The 21,106-nt window shown below is 42.9% G+C and carries 23 protein-coding genes; 6 read left to right on the forward strand and 17 right to left on the reverse strand.

What is annotated here, in order from left to right; translation table 11 throughout:
- Positions 1-43: 43 nt before the first annotated feature.
- Positions 44-583, reverse strand: coding sequence for a signal peptidase I (lepB, locus tag LCL89_RS07275; RefSeq protein WP_224809195.1), 540 nt, complete (start codon positions 581-583; stop codon positions 44-46).
- A 54-nt stretch (positions 584-637) separates the two neighbouring features.
- The gene (locus tag LCL89_RS07280) at positions 638-1,285 is read right to left on the reverse strand and encodes a TVP38/TMEM64 family protein (protein ID WP_224809197.1); all 648 of its coding nucleotides are present in this window, start codon (positions 1,283-1,285) and stop codon (positions 638-640) included.
- 216 nt (positions 1,286-1,501) lie between these two features.
- On the opposite strand from LCL89_RS07280, the gene LCL89_RS07285 reads away from it, so the two are divergent.
- Positions 1,502-1,918 carry a hypothetical protein gene (locus LCL89_RS07285; protein WP_224809200.1) on the forward strand — a complete coding sequence of 139 codons (417 nt, stop codon included), beginning with the start codon at positions 1,502-1,504 and terminating at the stop codon, positions 1,916-1,918.
- Here the strand turns inward: LCL89_RS07285 and LCL89_RS07290 are convergent.
- Positions 1,839-2,366 carry a competence protein ComK gene (locus tag LCL89_RS07290; protein WP_224809202.1) on the reverse strand — a complete coding sequence of 176 codons (528 nt, stop codon included), beginning with the start codon at positions 2,364-2,366 and terminating at the stop codon, positions 1,839-1,841. The two genes, LCL89_RS07285 and LCL89_RS07290, sit on opposite strands and share 80 nt — an antisense overlap.
- Positions 2,367-2,504: 138 nt before the next feature.
- Positions 2,505-2,627 carry a hypothetical protein gene (locus LCL89_RS16770; RefSeq protein WP_263620640.1) on the reverse strand — a complete coding sequence of 41 codons (123 nt, stop codon included), beginning with the start codon at positions 2,625-2,627 and terminating at the stop codon, positions 2,505-2,507.
- Between the two features lie 36 nt (positions 2,628-2,663).
- Here LCL89_RS16770 and LCL89_RS07295 point away from each other — a divergent pair, with 36 nt between their 5' ends.
- Complete coding sequence (locus LCL89_RS07295; protein ID WP_224809204.1) at positions 2,664-3,116, forward strand: DUF3939 domain-containing protein; 453 nt, start codon at positions 2,664-2,666, stop codon at positions 3,114-3,116.
- Positions 3,117-3,671: 555 nt separating this feature from the next.
- On the opposite strand, the gene LCL89_RS07300 is transcribed toward LCL89_RS07295, so the two are convergent.
- The 3 genes from LCL89_RS07300 to LCL89_RS07310 all read right to left on the reverse strand — a co-directional run bounded on the left by LCL89_RS07300 (position 3,672) and on the right by LCL89_RS07310 (position 7,187).
- Positions 3,672-5,210, reverse strand: a complete 1,539-nt coding sequence (locus tag LCL89_RS07300) for a fatty acid--CoA ligase family protein (protein WP_224809206.1) — start codon at positions 5,208-5,210, stop codon at positions 3,672-3,674.
- Between the two features lie 165 nt (positions 5,211-5,375).
- Positions 5,376-6,377, reverse strand: a complete 1,002-nt coding sequence (locus LCL89_RS07305) for a lipoate--protein ligase (RefSeq protein ID WP_224809215.1) — start codon at positions 6,375-6,377, stop codon at positions 5,376-5,378.
- 69 nt (positions 6,378-6,446) lie between these two features.
- Positions 6,447-7,187: an MBL fold metallo-hydrolase gene (locus LCL89_RS07310; RefSeq protein WP_224809217.1), complete on the reverse strand. Its 741-nt coding sequence runs from the start codon at positions 7,185-7,187 to the stop codon at positions 6,447-6,449.
- 128 nt (positions 7,188-7,315) lie between these two features.
- Between LCL89_RS07310 and yhfH the strand changes: the two genes are divergently transcribed.
- Positions 7,316-7,444 (forward strand): protein YhfH, encoded by a 129-nt coding sequence (gene yhfH, locus LCL89_RS07315; protein WP_197315379.1) that lies wholly within the window; start codon positions 7,316-7,318, stop codon positions 7,442-7,444.
- A gap of 405 nt (positions 7,445-7,849) precedes the next feature.
- On the opposite strand, the gene LCL89_RS07320 is transcribed toward yhfH, so the two are convergent.
- The 5 genes from LCL89_RS07320 to LCL89_RS07340 all read right to left on the reverse strand — a co-directional run bounded on the left by LCL89_RS07320 (position 7,850) and on the right by LCL89_RS07340 (position 14,671).
- On the reverse strand, positions 7,850-8,863 hold the full coding sequence (locus LCL89_RS07320) for a LacI family DNA-binding transcriptional regulator (protein ID WP_224809219.1): 1,014 nt from the start codon (positions 8,861-8,863) through the stop codon (positions 7,850-7,852).
- Positions 8,864-8,995: 132 nt separating this feature from the next.
- Entirely contained in the window at positions 8,996-10,405 is a 1,410-nt protein-coding gene (gene hemY / locus LCL89_RS07325) for a protoporphyrinogen oxidase (protein WP_224809221.1), read from the reverse strand.
- A 7-nt stretch (positions 10,406-10,412) separates the two neighbouring features.
- Positions 10,413-11,342, reverse strand: coding sequence for a ferrochelatase (gene hemH, locus LCL89_RS07330; RefSeq protein WP_224809232.1), 930 nt, complete (start codon positions 11,340-11,342; stop codon positions 10,413-10,415).
- A 17-nt stretch (positions 11,343-11,359) separates the two neighbouring features.
- The gene (gene hemE / locus LCL89_RS07335) at positions 11,360-12,394 is read right to left on the reverse strand and encodes a uroporphyrinogen decarboxylase (protein WP_197315375.1); all 1,035 of its coding nucleotides are present in this window, start codon (positions 12,392-12,394) and stop codon (positions 11,360-11,362) included.
- Between the two features lie 108 nt (positions 12,395-12,502).
- A complete protein-coding gene (locus tag LCL89_RS07340; protein WP_224809234.1) occupies positions 12,503-14,671 on the reverse strand; it encodes a transglycosylase domain-containing protein in 2,169 nt (722 codons plus the stop codon).
- A 93-nt stretch (positions 14,672-14,764) separates the two neighbouring features.
- On the opposite strand from LCL89_RS07340, the gene LCL89_RS07345 reads away from it, so the two are divergent.
- A complete protein-coding gene (locus LCL89_RS07345) occupies positions 14,765-15,271 on the forward strand; it encodes an antibiotic biosynthesis monooxygenase family protein (RefSeq protein ID WP_197315374.1) in 507 nt (168 codons plus the stop codon).
- A gap of 46 nt (positions 15,272-15,317) precedes the next feature.
- On the opposite strand, the gene LCL89_RS07350 is transcribed toward LCL89_RS07345, so the two are convergent.
- Positions 15,318-15,800, reverse strand: a complete 483-nt coding sequence (locus tag LCL89_RS07350) for a thioredoxin family protein (protein ID WP_224809236.1) — start codon at positions 15,798-15,800, stop codon at positions 15,318-15,320.
- Positions 15,797-16,222 carry a disulfide oxidoreductase gene (locus LCL89_RS07355; RefSeq protein WP_224809238.1) on the reverse strand — a complete coding sequence of 142 codons (426 nt, stop codon included), beginning with the start codon at positions 16,220-16,222 and terminating at the stop codon, positions 15,797-15,799. Before LCL89_RS07355 ends, LCL89_RS07350 begins: the two co-directional genes overlap by 4 nt.
- A 268-nt stretch (positions 16,223-16,490) precedes the next feature.
- On the opposite strand from LCL89_RS07355, the gene LCL89_RS07360 reads away from it, so the two are divergent.
- Positions 16,491-16,922, forward strand: coding sequence for a ferritin-like domain-containing protein (locus LCL89_RS07360; protein ID WP_197315371.1), 432 nt, complete (start codon positions 16,491-16,493; stop codon positions 16,920-16,922).
- 122 nt (positions 16,923-17,044) lie between these two features.
- Positions 17,045-18,226 (forward strand): amidohydrolase, encoded by a 1,182-nt coding sequence (locus LCL89_RS07365; protein WP_224809240.1) that lies wholly within the window; start codon positions 17,045-17,047, stop codon positions 18,224-18,226.
- On the opposite strand, the gene LCL89_RS07370 is transcribed toward LCL89_RS07365, so the two are convergent.
- The 3 genes from LCL89_RS07370 to LCL89_RS07380 all read right to left on the reverse strand — a co-directional run bounded on the left by LCL89_RS07370 (position 18,214) and on the right by LCL89_RS07380 (position 21,074).
- Positions 18,214-18,924: an EcsC family protein gene (locus tag LCL89_RS07370; protein ID WP_224809242.1), complete on the reverse strand. Its 711-nt coding sequence runs from the start codon at positions 18,922-18,924 to the stop codon at positions 18,214-18,216. The genes LCL89_RS07365 and LCL89_RS07370 overlap by 13 nt on opposite strands.
- 199 nt (positions 18,925-19,123) lie before the next feature.
- Complete coding sequence (locus LCL89_RS07375; RefSeq protein ID WP_224809244.1) at positions 19,124-20,338, reverse strand: ABC transporter permease; 1,215 nt, start codon at positions 20,336-20,338, stop codon at positions 19,124-19,126.
- The gene (locus LCL89_RS07380) at positions 20,331-21,074 is read right to left on the reverse strand and encodes an ABC transporter ATP-binding protein (protein ID WP_224809611.1); all 744 of its coding nucleotides are present in this window, start codon (positions 21,072-21,074) and stop codon (positions 20,331-20,333) included. The genes LCL89_RS07375 and LCL89_RS07380 overlap by 8 nt, the downstream gene beginning before the upstream one ends.
- Positions 21,075-21,106 lie beyond the last annotated feature (32 nt).

Here is a 21,106-nt window from a genome sequence, read left to right on the forward strand (position 1 = left end):
GTATGTTTATCAATGGATCGGCTTATTCTTTGTTGATTCCTTCTTAGAATTGCAGGTTCATCTGCGAAAACGGCCAGTAACGCACATCTACTTTACCAACCACTGTATCCATTTTCACAAAACCGAAATACCGGCTGTCCAGGCTATCCCTGCGATTATCCCCCATAACGAACAAATGTCCCTCCGGAACTCTCTTTTTCCCTGTTACAGCTTCTAAACTAAAGTCATTCGTAAATGGGAGGCCGTCGTTGGGCCGCAAAGCATCCAGATAATATTCAGGGACGAACTCCCCGTTGATGAACAATTGGTCTTCCTTCACTTCTATCCGGTCGCCGGGTACTCCGATTACCCTTTTCACGTAATCTTCTTCTTTATTGGCATGAAAGACGATGACATCATGTCTGCTGATGTTCTGCCAGTCATAGATGATCTTATTTACCATAAGCAGATTCCCATCATACAGGGTGGGTTCCATAGACTCTCCTTCTACGATATAGCTTGCGAATAAATAAGATCGGAATACAAAAGCAAGAAGCAGGGCCAGAACAATGGTGCGGATTGCTCTTTTATATTTTTTCTTCATGGTTTAATCCTCCAGGTGTCATTCTACCCATATTTTACCCCTTCTGGATTAAACTTAATCACCGGTATAAGCCTTCTGCTCCGCCTTTCGCTGGATTCGCTTCTCTATGTATTTTCCGATCACCCAAAACAGCAGAATACACACACCCACGACGATCGTTTTAACGGGATTTTGTGCGAACGATGCGATACTGCTGCCGACGTAAGCAATAGTGAAAATCATGACAGACTTTCCTAATAAAACAGCCAGTATGAATTGCTGACGATTCACTTTTGAAAGACCAGCCACAATGTTGATGATCGCCGAAGGAGAAAACGGGAAGCACATCAGTAAAAACAAAGGTCCGAATCCATGCTCCTCGACCCATGTCATGACGCGCTTCACTTGTCTTTGTTTAGTGATGAACTTGAAAAAGCGTTTATCCCCTAATTTACGAATAATCATGAAGACGCTGATGGCCCCGATCACCGCTCCAAGCCAAGAATAAAAAAATCCTTTCAGTAAACCATAGACCACTGAGTTGGCGAGTACAAAAACCACTAATGGAAGGATAGGTAGAAATGCTTCCAACAGGGGTAGAAGTATACCCGGAAGTGGTCCAAAACTTTCAAGCTGTTCTAGTTGGTGAATGATATAGTCAAACAATTGATCATTTTCAGCCATTCTCCTCCAACGATCGATTGTTACAGAAAATAAGTACATAAGTCGGCGCTTCTCCTTGTTTACACGAGTGATACGTGCAGCCTTTTCCCTTTATTTTATACGAAAGACGACTTCCTGCATACCTTTAGACTGGAACAAAGGAATATCATCTTCATTTCCAATTTCATCCCTTTCGAAAATTCACTTGCATAAACAGGAGAGATCCGTGGTATAATACAAAATAAGAACAGATGTTCGTATTTGGAGGAGAATAGCATGAGGTATTTAAAACAGAAAGAACTTGACCTGGCTTCCCGCTATTTATTTTTATCCATGGCTATCGCCGTCATTAAACAAGATCGAAAACACTTCGAACAGGGAAAATTCAAAATTAAAGAGCCTTATATGGAACTGTTGGGGAAAATGGAGCTTGAAGCGAGGGAAGAAAGGAAGCAGCTGCGACATCAAATGGACCAGCAAAACTTACAAGTCGTTGAATCAGGCAGAAACGACTCTTTCACTTCTTTTTTGTTTTTGGCCCATGGGTACGAAGAAAAAAGAAATTACTTTAATCCGGCCATTCGGAAAAAAGTCGAAAATATTCTTTTTGAGCTTATGAAAAAGTCTCAGCAATCAGCTCATGGCGGGCATCATGAGAAACTGGCGATGAGTTCAGACGATCCTCGAGGATGACCCGGAAATGTGCAGTTCTTTGTACTTGATTTGCAAACATTCCCACAGATACAGGAATATTGATTGAAGTGCCATTGGAAAACTTTAAAGACGTCGTGTGGTCGGGTTCACCTTTAAATGAGCGGATGTATTTGTGAGCGATCCAGGAGCATTCTTTACGTTTGGGGGAAATGATCGGAAAGAAATAAATACCCATAGCTTCCGAAATAACAATCGGAGGTTTGTGAGTGTAGCTCGTCACCTGCTTTGTGCCTAAGAGGCGCCCTTCTAGACTACTGGCAAAATACCGGCAGGAATCATCAACAATCTGGCTTGGCCACTTTGCAACCTCGAAAGAACCATTCTTTTCAAAGGCTTGTGTAACCACTTGTCCACGTTCATCGTATTTAGCAATGAGCGCCATCGTCTGCGGGTTGATTTCGTATTCTGTTTTACAAACTTCTTCCATCCATTCAACATCCCTTCAATTCAATTTGCGGCAGTTCAAAGGAACTAGCCGCCATCTTTTTAAATTTACCAAAACATCTCTGAAAAGTCTAAACATTCTTAATAAATGTGCAAAATATTCCACTCTGATATACTACAGTTAAGATTGACCCTTCTCATTTCCAATACACTCATCACCATCTTTTCTTTCCTTACGACCAAAATCAGGATTAAGAAGTGTAAAGAAATCAAGTTCGGGTTCAATGACAGGATTTTCTTTCAATAGAAACACCCCCATTCTATTAAGGAGGAATGAAGCATGTGGAAACGCAGCAAAAAACAATCGAACGAACCATTGGAAGTCAAAGACCTCTCCATCCATGATGTCCGTAAAGCCATCCACGCTTTTGCGGATCAAAAGCAGCACGACGTCCCTTTGAGTGTACTGATCAACGAAGATTTGACGCTGGACTATGACCTTCTCTCCCCATTTCTCCACGCAAAACCTGAGAAAAAGTTTTATATGTCTCGGGAAACCTATGAGTTATTCGAAGAAAAGGATCATGAATTAGCCCGGGAGATCGACACCGTTCAAAGAGCAGTCGATGAATACATCAAGCAGGCTGAGGAGCTGCCTGTCATAGAAACCGATCCATACCGCCGGATAAATTATTATAAGCTTGAAAAGCTGGATTTGTTACATGAACGCCCGGAAAGAGACTATTACCTGACACGTGAAGAAAACATGATCACTTATCGGAAGCCTAAATGAAGAGTGAAAGGATCTTAACGAGGAAACGAAAATAAAAAAAGAGCCAATGCTCATCGGAGCATTGGCCAAAAAGAGACGACTGGTTAACTTTTGAGTGAGGGAATTAATCGTTTGAAAAAGACTCTTCCAATGAAAAGCTTTTTCATACAATAACACTCATCAGTAATGAAAATTACTGACCTATTTATGATAACCAAACCATAAATAGTATGAGATCAATAAGCATCACCGCTTATCTATTTACTATTTTAGTATATTCACATAATGAATTCACCGAAAAGTCATTGCGGAAGACCGCAAGCGCTTGCGCAATTGTTAGTATCTTACAACACCCATCCTCTCTATTCCCCATCTCACGGTTTTAGAAGAAGCTTCTGATTATCAAGAACCTTTTAAGTGTCTCAAATAAAGGCATTTTTTTTAAAATCAATATAAAAGTGGTGGCTGACCTGCCATTTGAACTGCGACTTTCCGCACAAAACATTGCGTACCTCCACAAGAAAAAACACCTCCAGCTTTTATCAAGCCAAAGGTGAATAGTGTTCCATTTAATTTCTAAGACTGTGAAACATATTCCCGCAAATTTCTTCGTAAAATTTTTCCGGTAGTATTTTTGGGGAGCTCTTCCATAAACTCTACCCGTGCAGGAATTTTATACCTTGCTAAGTGTTCTGCACAATAGTCGATGACTTCTGACTCATTAAGCAGAGGGTTAGTCGTAACAACAAAAGAGATGACCGTTTCCCCAAGCTCAGGATGAGGTGCTCCGACTACTGCCACTTCATGAATATCCGGATGACTGTACATCACCTCTTCGACTTCACGCGGATAAACGTTGTAGCCTCCCACAAGGATCATATCTTTTTTCCGGTCCACGATGTAAAAGTATCCCTCTTCATCCTGACGAGCCATATCACCTGTATAAAGCCATCCGTCTCTAATAGCAACAGCTGTTTCATTAGGCATCTTATAATAGCCTTTCATCACGTTTTTCCCTTTGACAATCAATTCGCCTACCTCACCTGTAGGAACTTCATCACCTAATTCATCAACTACCTTATTTTTAACATCACGTATATCACAACCTATCGATCCTGCCTTACGGGGACGATCCAACGGGTTGAATGCAGTCACTGGAGAAGCTTCTGATAATCCGTATCCTTCGGAGATGCGTACATTGAATAATTCCTCAAAAGAATTCAACAAGGCAACCGGCATCGCCGAACCTCCAGAAACACAAATCCGCATATGTTTGAATGTATCGACATAGTCTTTTCCTGTCTTTAACAAGTAATTATACATCGTCGGCACACCGGCAAACATAGTTGCTTTGTGCTTCTCAGCCACTTCAAATACTTCCTGTGGTGAGAATTTTGGAACCACGAGCACTGTTCCTCCACTCATCAAAGGAGCATTAAGAGCCACAGTCAGGCAGAATACATGGAACATCGGCAGTGTAGCAATCACTCGGTCATCAGAAGAGATGCTCAAATAATCCGAAACATCGATGGCATTTGAATACAAGTTTGTATGTGTGAGCATAGCCCCTTTAGGCCGTCCGGTTGTTCCTGAAGTATAAAGAATGACAGCAACATCGTCTCCTGACAATTCCGGGGACTCAAAAGAAAGGTTTCGATCTTGAAGCATACTTGGAAACGGTTTCATTTTTTCGGATAAAACGGACCCTGTGACATCGACTCCACTTCCTGTGTCCGCAAAAATATAGTGCTCGACCTGGAGGAGATGATCCATATATTCAAACTTCTCCATCAGGACATCCATTGTAATGACCGCCTTGACATCAGCATCTTTTAAAATATAACTCATCTCATCTACAGTGTATGTCGGATTGACTGGTATCACTGTTAGACCGCATCGCAGCGCTCCATAAAGTCCGACCATGAATAACGGACTATTTCCGCTGACTAAAGCTACATGATCACCTTTAGCATACCCGAGCTCTTTCAATTCAGCTGCAAACCGGCTGACTAAAACATCAAACTCCTTATAGGTAACGGATTTTTCCTGAAATATGTACGCTTCTTTCAACGGGTGTTCCTGAGCGGTTCGGGACAACTGTTCACTTAAATTCAAGACGTGCTCCCCCTTTAATGAATGGTCATTCATTTTAAAATCAAGAATTTTCAGTCTAATTATAAGGTATAATTTACACCTTGGCAAGAAATGACTATTCAAGAATTTTACAAAAAGAGACATAGAAAAAGACCGATCCAAAATCGGATCGATCTTTTAGAGGTTTCAGTAAACCATTTCCAGGAATTGTTCTTTTGTAATTTTACCTAAGTAGTAAGATATGTCTATATCTCCTAAAGCCTCGGATATCGCCTGACGTTCATACTTCGTTCCAATCAACTTTTCTTCAACATCATTGATATCACCGACACCGAAGAAGTCTCCGTAAATTTTAGCGTTTTTAATATAGCCTTTTGCTACATCCAGGCGGATATCGTACGTCCCTGCACCTTCCACCCGCTTCGTGTGCTGACTGTTGAATTTTGGTGATTTCCCATAATTCCAGTCCCAGTTTTTATACCGTTCTTCTGCAAGCTCGTAAATATTTTCCCAATCTTCTTCAGTCAACTTGTATTGGGGAACATCTTTGACATCATCCACATCAAAAATATATCGGAGGATCATATTTTTAAAGTCTTCCATCGAAATTTTCTCATCGAGAAACTCTGATACATTCGCAACCCGGCTTCGGATGGATTTGATTCCCTTGGACTTGATTTTTTCTGTTTTCACATTCAGCGCAGAAACTACATTCTCGATTTCTGAATCCAGCATCAATGTCCCATGACTGAACATACGGCCTTTCGTGGAAAACTGTGCATTCCCAGATATTTTCCGCCCATCTTCGGCAACGATATCATTTCTTCCCGAAAGCTCTGCTTTGACTCCCAGTTGTTTTAAGGCCTCCGTCACAGGTTTCGTGAATTTAGCAAAATCATGGAAGCTGTTTCCATCATCTTTTGTAATAAAGCTGAAGTTCAAGTTACCTAAGTCGTGGTAGACCGCTCCTCCTCCGGATAAACGGCGCACGACGTGAATATTATTCTCTTCCACATAATCCGTGTTGATTTCTTCCACCGTGTTTTGGTTTTTACCGATGATAATCGATGGTTCATTAATATAGAACAGAAGATAGGTTTCATTGATATCCAGATTTTTCAGCGCATACTCTTCTATCGCCAAATTGATTCTCGGATCATTGATTCCCTCATGATCGATAAACAACATGTTCCTCACCCTTTCTGACTTTCCTCTAGTACATCATTCTACCTGTTGTCTTAAGATTAGACAATTGTTCTACTCTTTTGGCCCCTTCCAACTTAATCCTTCTTGAGCTATCTGAATGGTGCCGCTGAATACGTCTTCTGCCTCCTGCTTCAATTTTGTAAGCTGACCGAAATGAGGAAGGTGACTCAACCAAAGGGTATTCACTTCACCTTTGGCGGCAATACGGGCAGCTTCCGTGCTCGTCATGTGCCCAGGACCTTTTCCGTCCATCCCTTTATAAAAATTCGTATCCGTAATAAGGAGATCAGCTTGGTGGGAAAAAGCAATCCAATCATCTGTATAGCTTGTATCAGCGGTATACACGACTGTGCTTGTCCCATCAGTGATCTTCATTCCATAGCAAGGAACAGGGTGTGAAGTTTTCTGGAAATCGATTGTAAATGGTCCGGTTTGCAGAGTGCGGGATGGATCGTAAGCAACCCCTTCCGTATATTGGTGAGTCAAAGACCGGAACTTTTCCGGTTCTTCATCATGTCCATATATCGGAAGGATATTTTTTGTTTCATTCAACGTATTGGTGACAAGACAAGCATACTGCAACGGACCTATATCTGCGATATGGTCGTGGTGATAATGCGAAAGCAGCACAGCATCAACCTCTTCCACCTTCACAAACTGTTGCAATCTGGAAAGTACACCACTCCCACAATCGACCAATAAAGTAAAGCCATCACATTCAAACAAATACCCGGACGTTGCATTCCCCGGGGCCGGATAAGCTCCCCAGCACCCAATAATGGTCACCTTCATACATTTCACTCCTTGTATCTTTTTTACTATTTACATATTGTTTTATAACACATAGTTGATTTTTGCATATTGTTATAATACAATGATTTTACATTCGAAATATTTAAAAAATTTGGAGGCGATGCTCAATGATGAATGTTCTTGAATTCTTCCGTAACCTACCGAAAAAACTCTGCTCCAACTGTGGCAATGTTATTCAGGAAAAAGCCGACTGTTATGGTAACCTTTGCGATGAATGCGATCACCCGGCTCGATAATTTTAGTATTCCACAAAAACATAATTATGGAACATGGTTGATGGAGCAGCTGAGGTAGCTGCTTTTTTTTTTTGCAATCAGGGATATCCAAGTCCCATATATGAATATCTTCCCTTAAACCACCTCCATACAGATCGTTTATCAATAAGCTCTGTTAAAGTCTGTTGTTGATATTTTAAACGATTTCTAAATATAGTATTGTCTAGGATCAGGGGTTCGGTCCGTTATTTACCGAGAGCATGGGACTCACATGTGAAATAACAACACCAAGCTAATAACAGAGCCTATCAATAAGTAGAAGCAATCGAAAAGGCTTTCTTTGCTAGTAGCCATCTCCCCCTCATAGAATATCAGTATTAATCATTTCCTAATTACAAAAAAAAAGAACCCATATCCAATGGATTCTTATTGTACCGACACCTGTTTTCTTTTCGTGGAGTCACGCAGGAGTAAATGATGATCGAAAATATAGGTTTGAAATGATCTCACCCCGGGATGATGGAGTTCCTGGACCATGATCTCTATCGTTTTAGCTGCCATTTCCTTCACAGGCTGCTCAATGGTCGTGACAGGAGGAACCATCAACATCGATATCATTTGATTATCAAATCCTACGACAGCCAAATCTTCAGGAATACGCCATTCTGACTGCCCCGCCTCATAAATGATGCCTGCTGCAACTTCGTCCGATCCTGTAAATACCCCATCGACTTCCGGGTGATTTTCTTTCAAATAATGAAAGATTTCCTGCCCATCTTTTACGTTGATGCCCCAATCGATGATTACCTGTTCATTAGTTGAAGAAGCTGTCAGCGAAAGAGCATCGTTAAACCCTCTCCACCTTTCACGAGTCAAATGACTTTCTGCACCACCGCATACATACGCAATATTTGAACAATCTTCCTCAATCAGATGCAGCGTAGCTTCATACGCGGCCTTCCGGTGATTCATGTGTACCATGGGAACAGAAGCAGACTCCATGTACTCGTTACACAAAACGATAGGTCCTGATTCAAGGTAAGGTTCAATAGTTTCCCAATCATTGACTTTCGATGTCATAATGACCCCGTCTACTTGTTTGGTTCGCAATAATTGCAAGTAATCCAGTTCTTTTTTCTTTGAATCATGGGTTTGACATACGATGATCTGGTACCCCCATTCTGAAGCCTTCTCTTCCATCGACTCAATCAAAAGACCGAAGAAAGGATTCGTTATACGAGGCAGGATTACGGCAATCGTATCGGTACGTTGACTGCGCAGCCGACGAGCAGAAGAATTAGGAACATATCCTAAATCATTCATAGCCTGCATGATTCTTTGTCTTTTTTCATCTGTCACGTAAGGCTGGTCGTTGATGACACGGGAGACGGTCGTCCGTGATAATCCAGCCAATTTTGCTACATCTTCAATCGTAGCCAATATGATTCCTCCTACAAATTTTCTATGTAATTGAAAACGTTTCCATTTAAAATCATACTAATCCCAAAGTGTTCTTGCAAGCCCTTACATGAAATAAATAGAAAAAACTGCCACACGAATGTGACAGTTTTTCTATAAGTCTTTCAAGTAAGACAAGACTTGTTTTGCAGCGGCTTCTCCTTGGTCGATACAATCCGGCAGTCCGATCCCTTCATAGGAACCGCCTGCCAAATACACTCCTGGTAACTCCGAAGCCATCTGATCATAAACTTTTTTCAAGCGATCTTTATGACCTACCTTATATTGAGGCATCGCGTCATACCAACGGGTAACTACAGAAAAATCAGGCCGGTCAGAAATGTTCATAATTTTATTGAGATCTTTTAATGCCAGTTCGACTATTTCTTCATCGGACAAATCTACAACTTCCTGATCATTCGGTTTACCTACATAACACCTCAATAATACTTTTCCATCCGGTGTAGAATGAGGCCACTTTTTATGGGTCCAGGTACATGCTGTAATTCTGTATTCACTGTTTCTTGATACGACGAACCCTGTTCCATCAATATCCTTTTTAATAGCAGACTCGTCAAATGCCATCGCCACATTGGCAACAGAAGTGGCATTCGTTTCTTTGAATGGAGCCATGAAATCATATTGAGAAAGCATCCGTTGAGCTGAAAAGTGCGGGGCAGCAATTACGATCGAATCGGCTTCCCTTACACTGCCATCATCCAGTAACAAATGGTACCCGGATTCTTTCTTTTCAATATGATCCACCTTAGTGTTTTTGAGAACTGAACCTGATTCTAACTGATTTTCAATAGAATCGACCAGAGATCCCAAGCCCCCTTCCAACGTACGGAACATGCTTGGTTTCTTCTCCCCTTTTTTCGGGATTCTTCGAGGATATTCTTTCCTTAAACCTTTAATAAGGCTTCCATAACGCTGCTCTAAATCATAGAACATCGGAAACGTCGCCTGCAGACTGAGTTCATCCATATCACCGGCATAAATCCCTGATAGAAGTGGTTCAATCAAGTTTTCAACCACTTGATTTCCAAGTCTTCTTTTGAAGAATAAGCCCAAAGCTTGATCTTCTTCGACCGTTTTCTTAGGAATGAACAAATCCATTGCTGCTCTTATCTTTCCGGCTGGCGTAAACAATCCCGAAAAGAGGAAAGGTCGGATTTTCGTGGGAATTCCCATGAATGACCCTTGTGGAATCTTATGAAGTCTGCCTTTGACGAGAATATAAGACTGCCCCGTACCATTAGGGACAAGTGAATCCTTTAATCCTACTTCTTCAGCCAATCGGGTTGCACTCTTTTTCCGCTCAAGAAAAGAATCGGGCCCACGTTCAATCGTGAAGCCCTCTCTTTTTTCTGTTTTGATTTTCCCGCCCAACGAAGGGCCGGCTTCTATTAACTGGACGTCCACCGGCAGTGATTGACTGCGGCACTCTTTCTGCAGGTAATAAGCCGCTGTCAATCCTGTGATTCCACCGCCGATGACGACCACTTTTTTATTCTCAGACATAAAATCCCTACTCTTTTACTTTTTGCATGACGACATTCGCCAAAGTGTGGATGAATTTAGGATGCGTATTCGGCATCTCGGGACGATAGTAACCTGCGCCCACTTCATCACAGACCACTTTACACTCATAATCGTTGTCGTAGAGGACCTCTAAATGATCGGAAACGAAACCGACCGGAGCATAAACGAAAGTCTCATAACCTTTTTCATGGTATAAATCACGGGTCAAGTCTTGGACATCCGGTCCGATCCATGGATCCGGTGTATTCCCTTCACTTTGCCAGCCAACTTCATATTGAGTGATTCCGGTCGCATCTGAAATCAATTCAGCCGTCTTCTTCAGCTGATCCGGATAAGGGTCGCCTCCTTGTAAAATCTTCAATGGAAGACTGTGGGCAGAGACGATCAAGCATGCCTTTTCTTTTTCTTCTTCACTCATCTTTGCATACTCTTCGTTGATTTTTTCTTTCCAGTAATCGATGAAACCTGGTGCGTCGTACCAGCTTTCAACAGACTGAATTTCAATTCCGTGTTTATCTGCTTCCTCTTTAGCTCGTCCATTGTAGGATTTCACGCTGTAGGTGGAATAGTGAGGGGCTAACACGATGGAAACAGCTTCTTTTATTCCATCCTCGGCCATCTGCTCTACCGCATCCTCGACGAAAGGCTCGATGTGTTTCAATCCAAGATAAAGTTTGAATTCAACCTCATCCTGAATATTATTCAACTCATCCTGGAGAGCCGTCCCTTGATCTTCTGTAATTCTCGCAAGCGGAGAAATTCCTCCAATTGCATCATAACGATCTCTCAAGTCCTGCAGCATTTCATCCGAAGGCTTACGACCTCTGCGGATGTGGGTATAATACCTTTCTAAATCTTCCTCTTTATAAGGTGTGCCATAAGCCATCACTAAAAGGCCCATACGCTTTTTTGCCATGTTGATTCACCTCGAAATTATTTTTTTGAATACGTGTGGATCAGGTCGGTCAGACGCTTCAATGTTTCTGGTTGAATGTCCGGTGTGACCCCATGCCCTAAATTAAAGATGTGCGCCGGATGTTGACGCCCCTCATCTATAATACGCTTTGTGCGCTCTTCAATCACGTCCCAATCGGCTAAAAGGATGGAAGGATCGAGATTTCCTTGCAGTGGCTTCGTAATACCAGCTTTTCTTGCTTCTGTAATAGACATTCTCCAGTCAAGACCGATTACATCAGCAGGAAGATCATTCCATTCCATAGCTAAATGACGGGCGCCGACTCCAAACAGAATCAATGGGACGTTTTCGGTTTTAAGCTCTTTGAAGATACGCTCCATGACTGGCTTGATGTAAGTGCGGTAATCTTCTACGTTCAAAGCACCTACCCATGAATCAAAGATTTGAATGGCACTCGCACCTGCTTTCACTTGAGCACGCGCGTACGTAATGACCATATCCGCCAATTTTTCCATCAACGAGAACCACGTCATCGGTTCACTATACATAAGTGACTTCGTCTTATTGTAGTTTTTGGAAGGTCCTCCCTCGATCATATAGCTTGCCAGAGTGAATGGGGCACCACTGAAGCCGATCAAAGGTACGTCCAATTGTTCTTTGGTCAAGAGACGGATCGTATCCATGACGTATGGGACGTCCGATTCAGGATCGATTGTTCCAAGCTTATCGATGTCCGCTTTGCTTCTGAATGGGTTATGGATGACAGGTCCGACACCTTTTTTGATTTCTACGTCAACTCCGATAGCCGGTAGAGGAGACATGATGTCTTTGTACAAGATGGCAGCATCGACTCCGTACTGCTCAACAGGAAGGCGTGTCACATAAGCACCTAGTTCAGGTTCATGAGTGATTTCAAATAGAGAATACTTCTCTTTCAGCTTTCTGTACTCAGGCTGGGATCTTCCTGCCTGGCGCATATACCAGACTGGTGTATGTTCAGTTTCTTCACCGCGAAAAGCTCTTAGAATCGTATCATTTTTAATTTTATTCATTGTTTCTACTCCTTTTACACGTACGTCTTATATCCGTTTACCATGATACCGATAAATTCCGGCTCTGTATAGAAAAACACCCGAATTGTCATGAGATTGTTCATATTATCACAGGTCCCAACTCAATTTAACCGTATTGGAAGGTTCCCCTTCCTTACCTGTCAGTGGATCGACAGGAATGATATAGTAGGTGGTTTGATCGAATATACTGAAGGCACTGACTTGGTAACGTCCTTCTCCTGTCACTTCTCCTACCTTTACATCATCTCCCTCTTCTTCCCTGTAAATACGGTAAACAACTCGCTCATCCTCCGCCGGGGTCCATGTAAGTGTCCCCTTGAGAAGTGCCAGGCCTGCTAGATTCAACTGCCCTTCAAGGTCGTTGATTACAGGTAACTGAATCGGTTGAGGCAAAGCTTCGACTCCATCCGGCTTTTGGAAAGAAGAAGTGAGACTTTTTTGTTGATCGATTTTGTTTAAAATCTTTTTCATCAACGCCGTCGGGTAAGCGCTGCTTCCATTCAACCAGGATCCTTTGTCTGCCTGGTCATACCCCATCCATAGAGCTCCTGCATATTCCGGGGTATACCCTGCGAACCACACATGCGCATTTCCCTTGTTAGAGGGGTGACCATGCGTTCCTGTTTTACCCGCTAGTGCTTTGTCGTAGACCCCTGAACTGGCAGTGCCGCTTTTCACTGCTGTTTGCAGCATTTCAGTCATATACCAAGCGACCTGTGGACTGAATACGTTTGTTTTGTTCTTGGAATGTTCATGAATCACTTCCCCTTCGCGATTCAGGATTTTGTCGATGGTGTACGCTTCGACTTTGTTTCCGTTATTAGCAAAGCTGCTATAGGCCTCTGTGAGTTGAAGTGGGGAATAGCCTTGTGATAATCCTCCCAAAGCGATGGCGAGACCATTATCCTTCGTTTTCAAGTCCATTTTTTCCAAATATCCTTTGGCGTATGGAATTCCGATTTGATTGAGCAGCCATACGGCAGACACGTTTTTAGACTCAATAATCGCTTCATAAATAGACACACTCTCCTCATAACGATTGTCATGGTTGGAGGGTTCGAATCCACCTTCGAATTTCTGCTTTTCGTCGGATATCAAAGTGAAGGGCTCGTACCGTCCTGTCATCAAGGCTGGACCATAAACGGCTAAAGGCTTTATGACAGAAGCAGGCTGGTGTTTCGTAGTGACCCGGTTTAAATCTCCGTGCTTGAAATCTCTACCTCCGACTGCAGCGACCAATGCTCCTGTTGAATGATCCATCAACGTCAATGCTCCTTGGACCTCTCCATTGGATCCTGGCACAAATGCTCCATTTTTCATTTGCTCAGATGCTGTACGCTGTACGACAGGGTCCATCTCAACAATGATCCGATATCCTCCCCGCTTCAACTCATCCCGGGAAATATGATACTTGTCCGCCGCTTCATTGATGACCAGATCTACATAGCTGTTGGACCAGGTGTCATCCTCATTTTCCTTCGCACTTACAGCCAACGTCGCTCCTTGCATACGTTTCAACTTTTCTGAAGGAATCATACCGAGATCTTCCATCCTGGCAAGGACCAAATTCCTCCGCTGTTTGGCAGCCTTAGGATGATCGATGGGCGAATATGAGTTAGGCGCTTTGGGAAGACCGGCAAGCAACGCTCCTTGTGGCACCGTCAAATCCGAGACCGATGTACCGAAATAATGATGGGAAGCTGCTTCGATTCCATACGTACCTGCACCAAAGTAGATTCGATTCAAATATAACTCCAGTATTTCATTCTTCGAATAGTTACGTTCCAAGTAAAATGCAGCCATGACTTCTTTCGTCTTTCTCATCCATGTTTTATCATTTGATAGAAACAAATTTTTAGATAGCTGCTGCGTAATTGTGCTTCCACCCTCTACTTTTTCCATTGCAATGATGTCACGGTATAAAGCCCGCATGATGGATTTCACATCCACCCCGTTATGTTCATAAAACCGGTTATCCTCAATGGCAATGAACGCGTCTAGGACATGTTGTGGGATGTGATCGATTGATATGTTTTCCCTGTTTTTGGTGTAGATTCGTTCGATCAATTGGCCATCCCTTGTTTCAACGGTCGACATTTCGTCTAAGACCAACGCTTGTTCATCTACGACAAACCGACCTCCGAAAACAATGATGACCAGACCGATCAGAAACAAACCAGCGAATAATACGGCGGTGTATAAAGGCCATTTGAAATAGTACGCCCAGTTGGGCAATCGTTGTTTTAATCGATTCACGTTCGTGCATCCTTTCTAGACTATCCTTCAAACTTGCGACCGCTCATCACCTCTTGCTACACTGAAATCAACAAGTGAAAGGGGAATTCTATAATGAAGGTTTCGATGACAAGTGGTACATTGAATTACTTAAAAAAATTAGACCAACAACATCCAGACGCCCACCTCCGTTTCATGCAGGACCAGGACAAAACTGTCGCCTACTACGAAGGAGAAAACCTGTCCATTTTTGAGGAAGGACGCAATTATGAAGTCGTCGATTCAGTCGGGGAAGTCAAACCTCAAGGCTATGTGGTCATGAATAATATCCCGGTTGCAGATGAAGGACGACCTGTTTTTGAAGATCGTTTCAAAAACCGTGCTGGCAGTGTAGAAAATAGAGAAGGTTTTCAAGCGATTCGCATTTTACGTCCTATGCAGGGCAATACTTACGTCGTCCTTACCCAGTGGAGAAACGCTCAAGACTTCGAAGATTGGAAGAACTCTCAGTCTTTCGAAGATGCGCATAAAAAGTCCGGACCCCAACATAAGAAAAAACCTTCTTTCATTGACGGCGATGCTTATATCACCAAGTATCAAATGATTGATGTAAACGAATAAACGAAAAGTGAGCGGATCTCAGCCGCTCACTTTTTTGTTTCTCCGCTTATTCTGTATCCTCCAACACTTCTTTCTGGAAGAACTCTTTAAACGTAGCTTCCGGCTGGTTCCCCATCAAACGGGCGGCTTCTTTACCGTCTTCAAAATGTATAATGGTCGGGGTAGCTTCAATGTTGTATTCCTGCCATTGAGGTTCGAACTCCAATAAGTTCAATTTCTTCAGATCCACGTTCATTTCCTCTGACAAAGGAGCGACTACCGGCGTTGCTTTTTGACAATGTACACAGGTAGGACTGTAGAAATAAACGGTAATATCCTCACCGGACTCAAGCTTATCTTCTAATTTTTCCGGCGTAATCTGGTTTTGATAGTTTTCGTCATCCAATTGATCGATCGTAGCTTGTTTAAGGTCATCCTTTCCATAAGGATTGCCTTCTGTTTTTTGTGAGTTTTGATAGTTTACTACAAATGCCAATACGGCTATCAAGACAGCAAGTCCTGTTCCGAATATGATCATACTTTTCTTCATGATTCCAAACTCCTTTTCTTCCTGACCAGGATCATGTGAATGGTGAAAATAATGATGAATGCAGCGCCTGCAAGGAAAGGAATTGTGATAAACCCAAAATAATTGATGTACTGGCCACTGCAGGGGACGACACCGCAGGCCCCTCCATCAGACAACGCCGGCACCTTCTGCATCCCATAATGATAGAGGGATACAAGGATTCCTCCCCCGCTTAAAAACAATCCTGGCAGGGCAATATCGAGATTCTTCTTCCATAATGACACCCCGTACACGATTACAAGAGGGTACATGAGTATCCGTTGGTACCAACAAAATTCACAAGGTTCATAACCGAGAACCTCTGAAAAGAACAAGCTTCCGGCTGTGGCGACTAGTGCTGCTGCCCACATGATAAAGCCGTAAGTTTCAACATATGATTTCATCAAAAATTATCCTTTCTTACTCTCCATGTGTATTATACAAGGTATCGTTTTGAAAACAAAACAGTTTCCTAGAATTGTTTACAAAACCGTCATTTTTATCTGATCCCCCTTCTTTTAACGCCTTAGGTGATATAAAACAAACCATCGGAATCTATCATTTCCAAGGAAATATTGTCGAGATACGGATAAAATCAACCACCTACGTTTAAGCAGAAAAAGCACGGGAATATTCATAATACCGTATTATTCAAGAAAGGATGATTGAATCATGGACGAAAAAATGAAAGCTCTGATTGAAGGTTTGAATGAGGATCTCGCCCACGAATATGCAGCAACCATCATGTATACGTATAACGCTGCAGTCGTAACAGGTTTATACCGTTCCGTATTGAAGCCTTTTTTTGAAAGTGAAGTCGCGGACGAGCAGGGACACGCCTTATACTTAGCCGAAAAAATCAGCACTCTCGGCGGTACACCTACGACTACACCAGCAGAAGTGAAGCAATTGACTGAAGTCAAGCCGATGCTTGAGGAAGCTAGAGAAGCCGAACGCCAGACGATCAAAAGGTACGAAGAAAGAAAAGCGCAGGCTGAAGAACTCGGACTTACTGAATTATCTGTGAAACTGGACGATATGATCGCCGATGAAACAGGTCATATGGAGGAAATCAGCCGCCTCCTTCAAGACTCCAGACTATAAAGAGAATAGTCAGATTCAAGAAATCCGCTGATCCTTGTCAGCGGATTTCTATCATTTGTCTCTTGGAAGCGGTTGTATTACACTCTATGAAACAACGAATATGAGGAGGCACTTTTAAAATCATGTGGGAGAAAACTTTCCAGGCAATCGATGAACAGTATGAACATATGGTAGAAACAAGAAGGTACCTGCACCAATACCCAGAGATTTCTTTTCATGAAGAAAAAACGGCGCAATTCGTTTGCGATACATATGAACGGCTCGGTATTCCTTATAAAAGCGAAATCGGCGGCAACGGAGTAATCGCCAGGCTTGAAGGCGGCCGCCCAGGCAAAACTGTCGCCCTCAGAGCGGACTTTGACGCTCTGCCTATCCACGAACAAAATGATGTGGAATACAAATCCAAAAACGAGGGAGCTATGCATGCCTGCGGGCACGACGGTCACACCGCTGCTTTGTTAGGTTTGGCGAAAGCATTGGTCCCTTACCAAAAAGAAATTCCGGGTACTGTCGTTTTCCTTCATCAACACGCCGAAGAATATGCACCAGGTGGAGCCAAGCCCATCCTGGAATCAGGGGAACTTGATGACGTTGATGCTGTATTCGGCACCCATCTCTGGGTCAATACCCCGACAGGCGTCATCCACACTTCTAAAGGAGCTTTCATGGCAGGTGCCGATCGCTTCGAAATTACCATTCAAGGAAAAGGCGGACACGGAGCCCAGCCCCACCAGACAAAAGATGCCATTGTGATTGCCTCCCAGCTCGTGGAATCTTTGCAGCAAATCGTCAGTCGAAGGATCGACCCTTTGAAAACAGCCGTGTTGTCTATCGGGACGTTTGAATCCGGGCACGCCTTCAATATCATCGCGGACTCTGCCAAACTGACAGGAACCGTACGGACATTCGATGCTGACGTCCAGCAAATCATCATGAGCGAAATGGAAAAAATCATAAAAGGAACTTGCTTAAGCCACGGTGCAGAATACGACTTCAATTATGAAAAGGGGTACCCTCCCGTTTTCAATCACAAAGAAGAAGCTGAGATGATCCTCAATCGTTCTCATGAAGCTGATCCTTCTTTAGAAACGGAGGAGGTCGACCCTGTGATGGCTGGAGAGGACTTTTCTTACTACTTACTTGAAAAACCAGGAGCTTTTTATTTTACTGGAGCTCAACTTCCTGACCACTATTACCCTCATCACCATCCGAAGTTCGATTTTGATGAAAAAGCTCTTCCTCATGCAGCAAAGACGTTATGGCAGGCTTACCGCAGTTACCAAGAACACCATCAGGAAGGTTGAAGCAGACGGAGGCGGCTCGCATTAAGAGTCGTCTCTCCAAGTTGATGCATGAGATTTCTATTAGCAAAATAACCGACGACCGCCCCGAAACCTGGTACGAGCTGGAGCATTTTCACAAAGTCTATCGAATCTCTGTACTCGATTTGAAGAGTCTTCCAGTCTATCTGCTTTTGCTTCTTCTCCACTTCACTCCAATTCAACACCAACTCTTTCACCTGCTTCCTTGTATGATCACTTGAAAAGGCGAGCATAAACACATAGAGAAGGTAGACACGTTCTTCGTATTTATGGACATTGAATCCATATATTTGTGCTGCATCGAACAGAAACTTCATCTTGATGGAAAGCAGAAGCGGAAAGTCTGCCACTCCGAACCAAAGCCCTCCAAGTCCTGTAGCTGCTCCCTCAATGGATGCTGCCCTTTGGTATTCTTTCAACCTTTTTTTAATCAACAGCTCCCTCTCTTCAAAAGACCATTCTGAAGATACCTCTACAGGTCGGATGTATTCCGATGATGTCATGGCCAGTTCAATCATCTTCTGCACACTTGAAGTAACGACCTTATGAACAGATTCAGGGATTTTATCATTTACGGATGTCTGCCATTTCTTCGTGGAGCGTTGTAAAATAGATGATCTTTTTTCGATAGACCGGCTCCACCTCAAAGCTTCTTTCAATGCTCTTTCTTCGTAATTCATCGTTCCACCTCCAGTTACCTTGCAAAAGGTTGTCTCACTGTTTATTTTATTGGGATGGTATTCTAACAAATCTACCACGTATTACAAGACTCCGCTCTCTGTATACGTATTCCCCCATTAATCAGTTTCACTCTATATCGTTACCCAAAATTGGGGCATAAAAAAAGAGAGTGCAGTCAAGCACTCTCCTGAGTATCAATCAAACAAGCTTCTGTTTCACGTACCCTTGAATAAAGGCGATACTGAATAAACTGCCCCCTGCCCATACAATCACCAATCCAAGCAAGTTCCATTGGAAAATGAACAATAACCCGAAAAGAAAAGTCTGGAACAGAGTGATTTGTTTGAGCCACTTCAATAAAGCCTGCTGCTTCCATTCATGCCGAAGGGGATAGATATCGAGCCAGGCAATGGTGCGGTGGTGATTCCACAACGTCATCATTTGGAACGCACTCAAATATAAAAACAGTAGAGCGAAAGCGACTTTCACCCACATGTTCGGTACAAACCAAATTGCAGCACCGCCTATCAACACCAATCGCGTGTACATACCTAAGTAATCACTGCTCCGTATGAATGTAATTCGATACAAGTAGCTGAATGACTGCTCTTGAGCGTAGGGGATTCTGCTTACTACCGCATTGACCAAGAGATGTCTTTTCTTGACCGTATTCTTCAAATGAGGAACATCGGTGAACATGTTCGCAATCCGGTAGAACGTACGCATGCGTTGGTGGTCTTTTTCTACGAGCAAGTCCCATGCAAGGCCTGCTTTTTGACGGGAAATCATATACGTATACAGGAAAACAGCAGCCAATAACAGCGCAATAACCCCGGCAAACACCCATTCACTTTTGGCAATGAAGTAAAAAACGGCTATGTTCAAGAGAATTTTTGCTGTTTGATCCGTCCTTCGTATACGGGGATTCCTCTCTTTTAACATCCACCAGTTGGACACCATATTCAATACTTTGGTGAACAGGACAAGAACAATCATTATCAAATAATGCTGGCTTCCGAGCTCAGGATATGATGCAAAATAAAGCGGTCCAAGAGCAGCGGCTAACAGGAAAACGACGTACAGCTGAATCAAGAAACTATAGTAAAGACATCGTTTGAAGTAGTCACTTAGTTGAAATTCCGCCGGAAGCAGGAATATCAAGTCCGCTTCCTTCAGCAGAGTACGGACAGGGCTGTAACTGGCCACGAGACCAAATATAACCCCGGTAATGACTGCAGTCGGAAACGATGGTGGCAGATCCAAAAGCCATTGTTGATAATAATAGGCGAGCGCTGAAATGAAAAACAACATCGCAACAGCGATATGACCATTAAAGATGTATTTCAAATACCGACTGGTTTCTTTTACATGATCAGAAAAACGCCGATTCCAAAACTCTTTTGCGTTAATCATGATTTTCTTCCTTCGTCAATTGGACATAGATATCATCTAAAGCCGCATCCGGTTGATGGAAGGCGGTTCTCAATTCATCAAGCGTCCCTTTCGCTCTGATTTCTCCGTCATGTAAAATGATGAATCGATCGCAGTATTTTTCAGCCGTGGCGAGGATATGGGTAGACATCAGGATGCCTGCCCCCTTCTCTTTCATATCCTCCATCATTTGTAAAAAGGACTGAATGCCGAGGGGATCGAGACCCACAAAAGGCTCATCTACGATATAAAGGTCAGGCTCTATAAGGAAAGCGCACATGATCATCACTTTCTGACGCATCCCCTTAGAAAAGTGAATCGGAAACCATTTCAATTTTTTCTCCAGACGAAACTCTTTTAATAAAGGATCCAGCCTCTTTTTAAATACATCTTCCGGAATATTGTATGCCATTGCAGTCAAGTGCAGATGTTCATATAAAGTTAACTCATCATAAAGGATCGGCATCTCTGGTATGTAACCGATCTGCTGACGATATTTTTCAGGATCTTTTTCAAATGAGGTGCCATTGATGGATACCTCACCTTTTTTCGCCTGCATCATTCCGATGATGTGTTTGATCGTCGTACTTTTACCTGCACCATTCAAACCGATCAACCCTACGATTTCTTTCGGTTTTACATCAAAGGAAATTCCGTGCAGCACGTTTTTATGTGTATATCCCCCATGGAGTTGGTCGACTTTTAACAAAGGTTGCAACTTCATCCCTCTTTTCATAATCATCCATTCTT

The organism is Halobacillus yeomjeoni (genome assembly GCF_020171525.1).
Lineage (GTDB): Bacteria > Bacillota > Bacilli > Bacillales > Halobacillaceae > Halobacillus > Halobacillus yeomjeoni.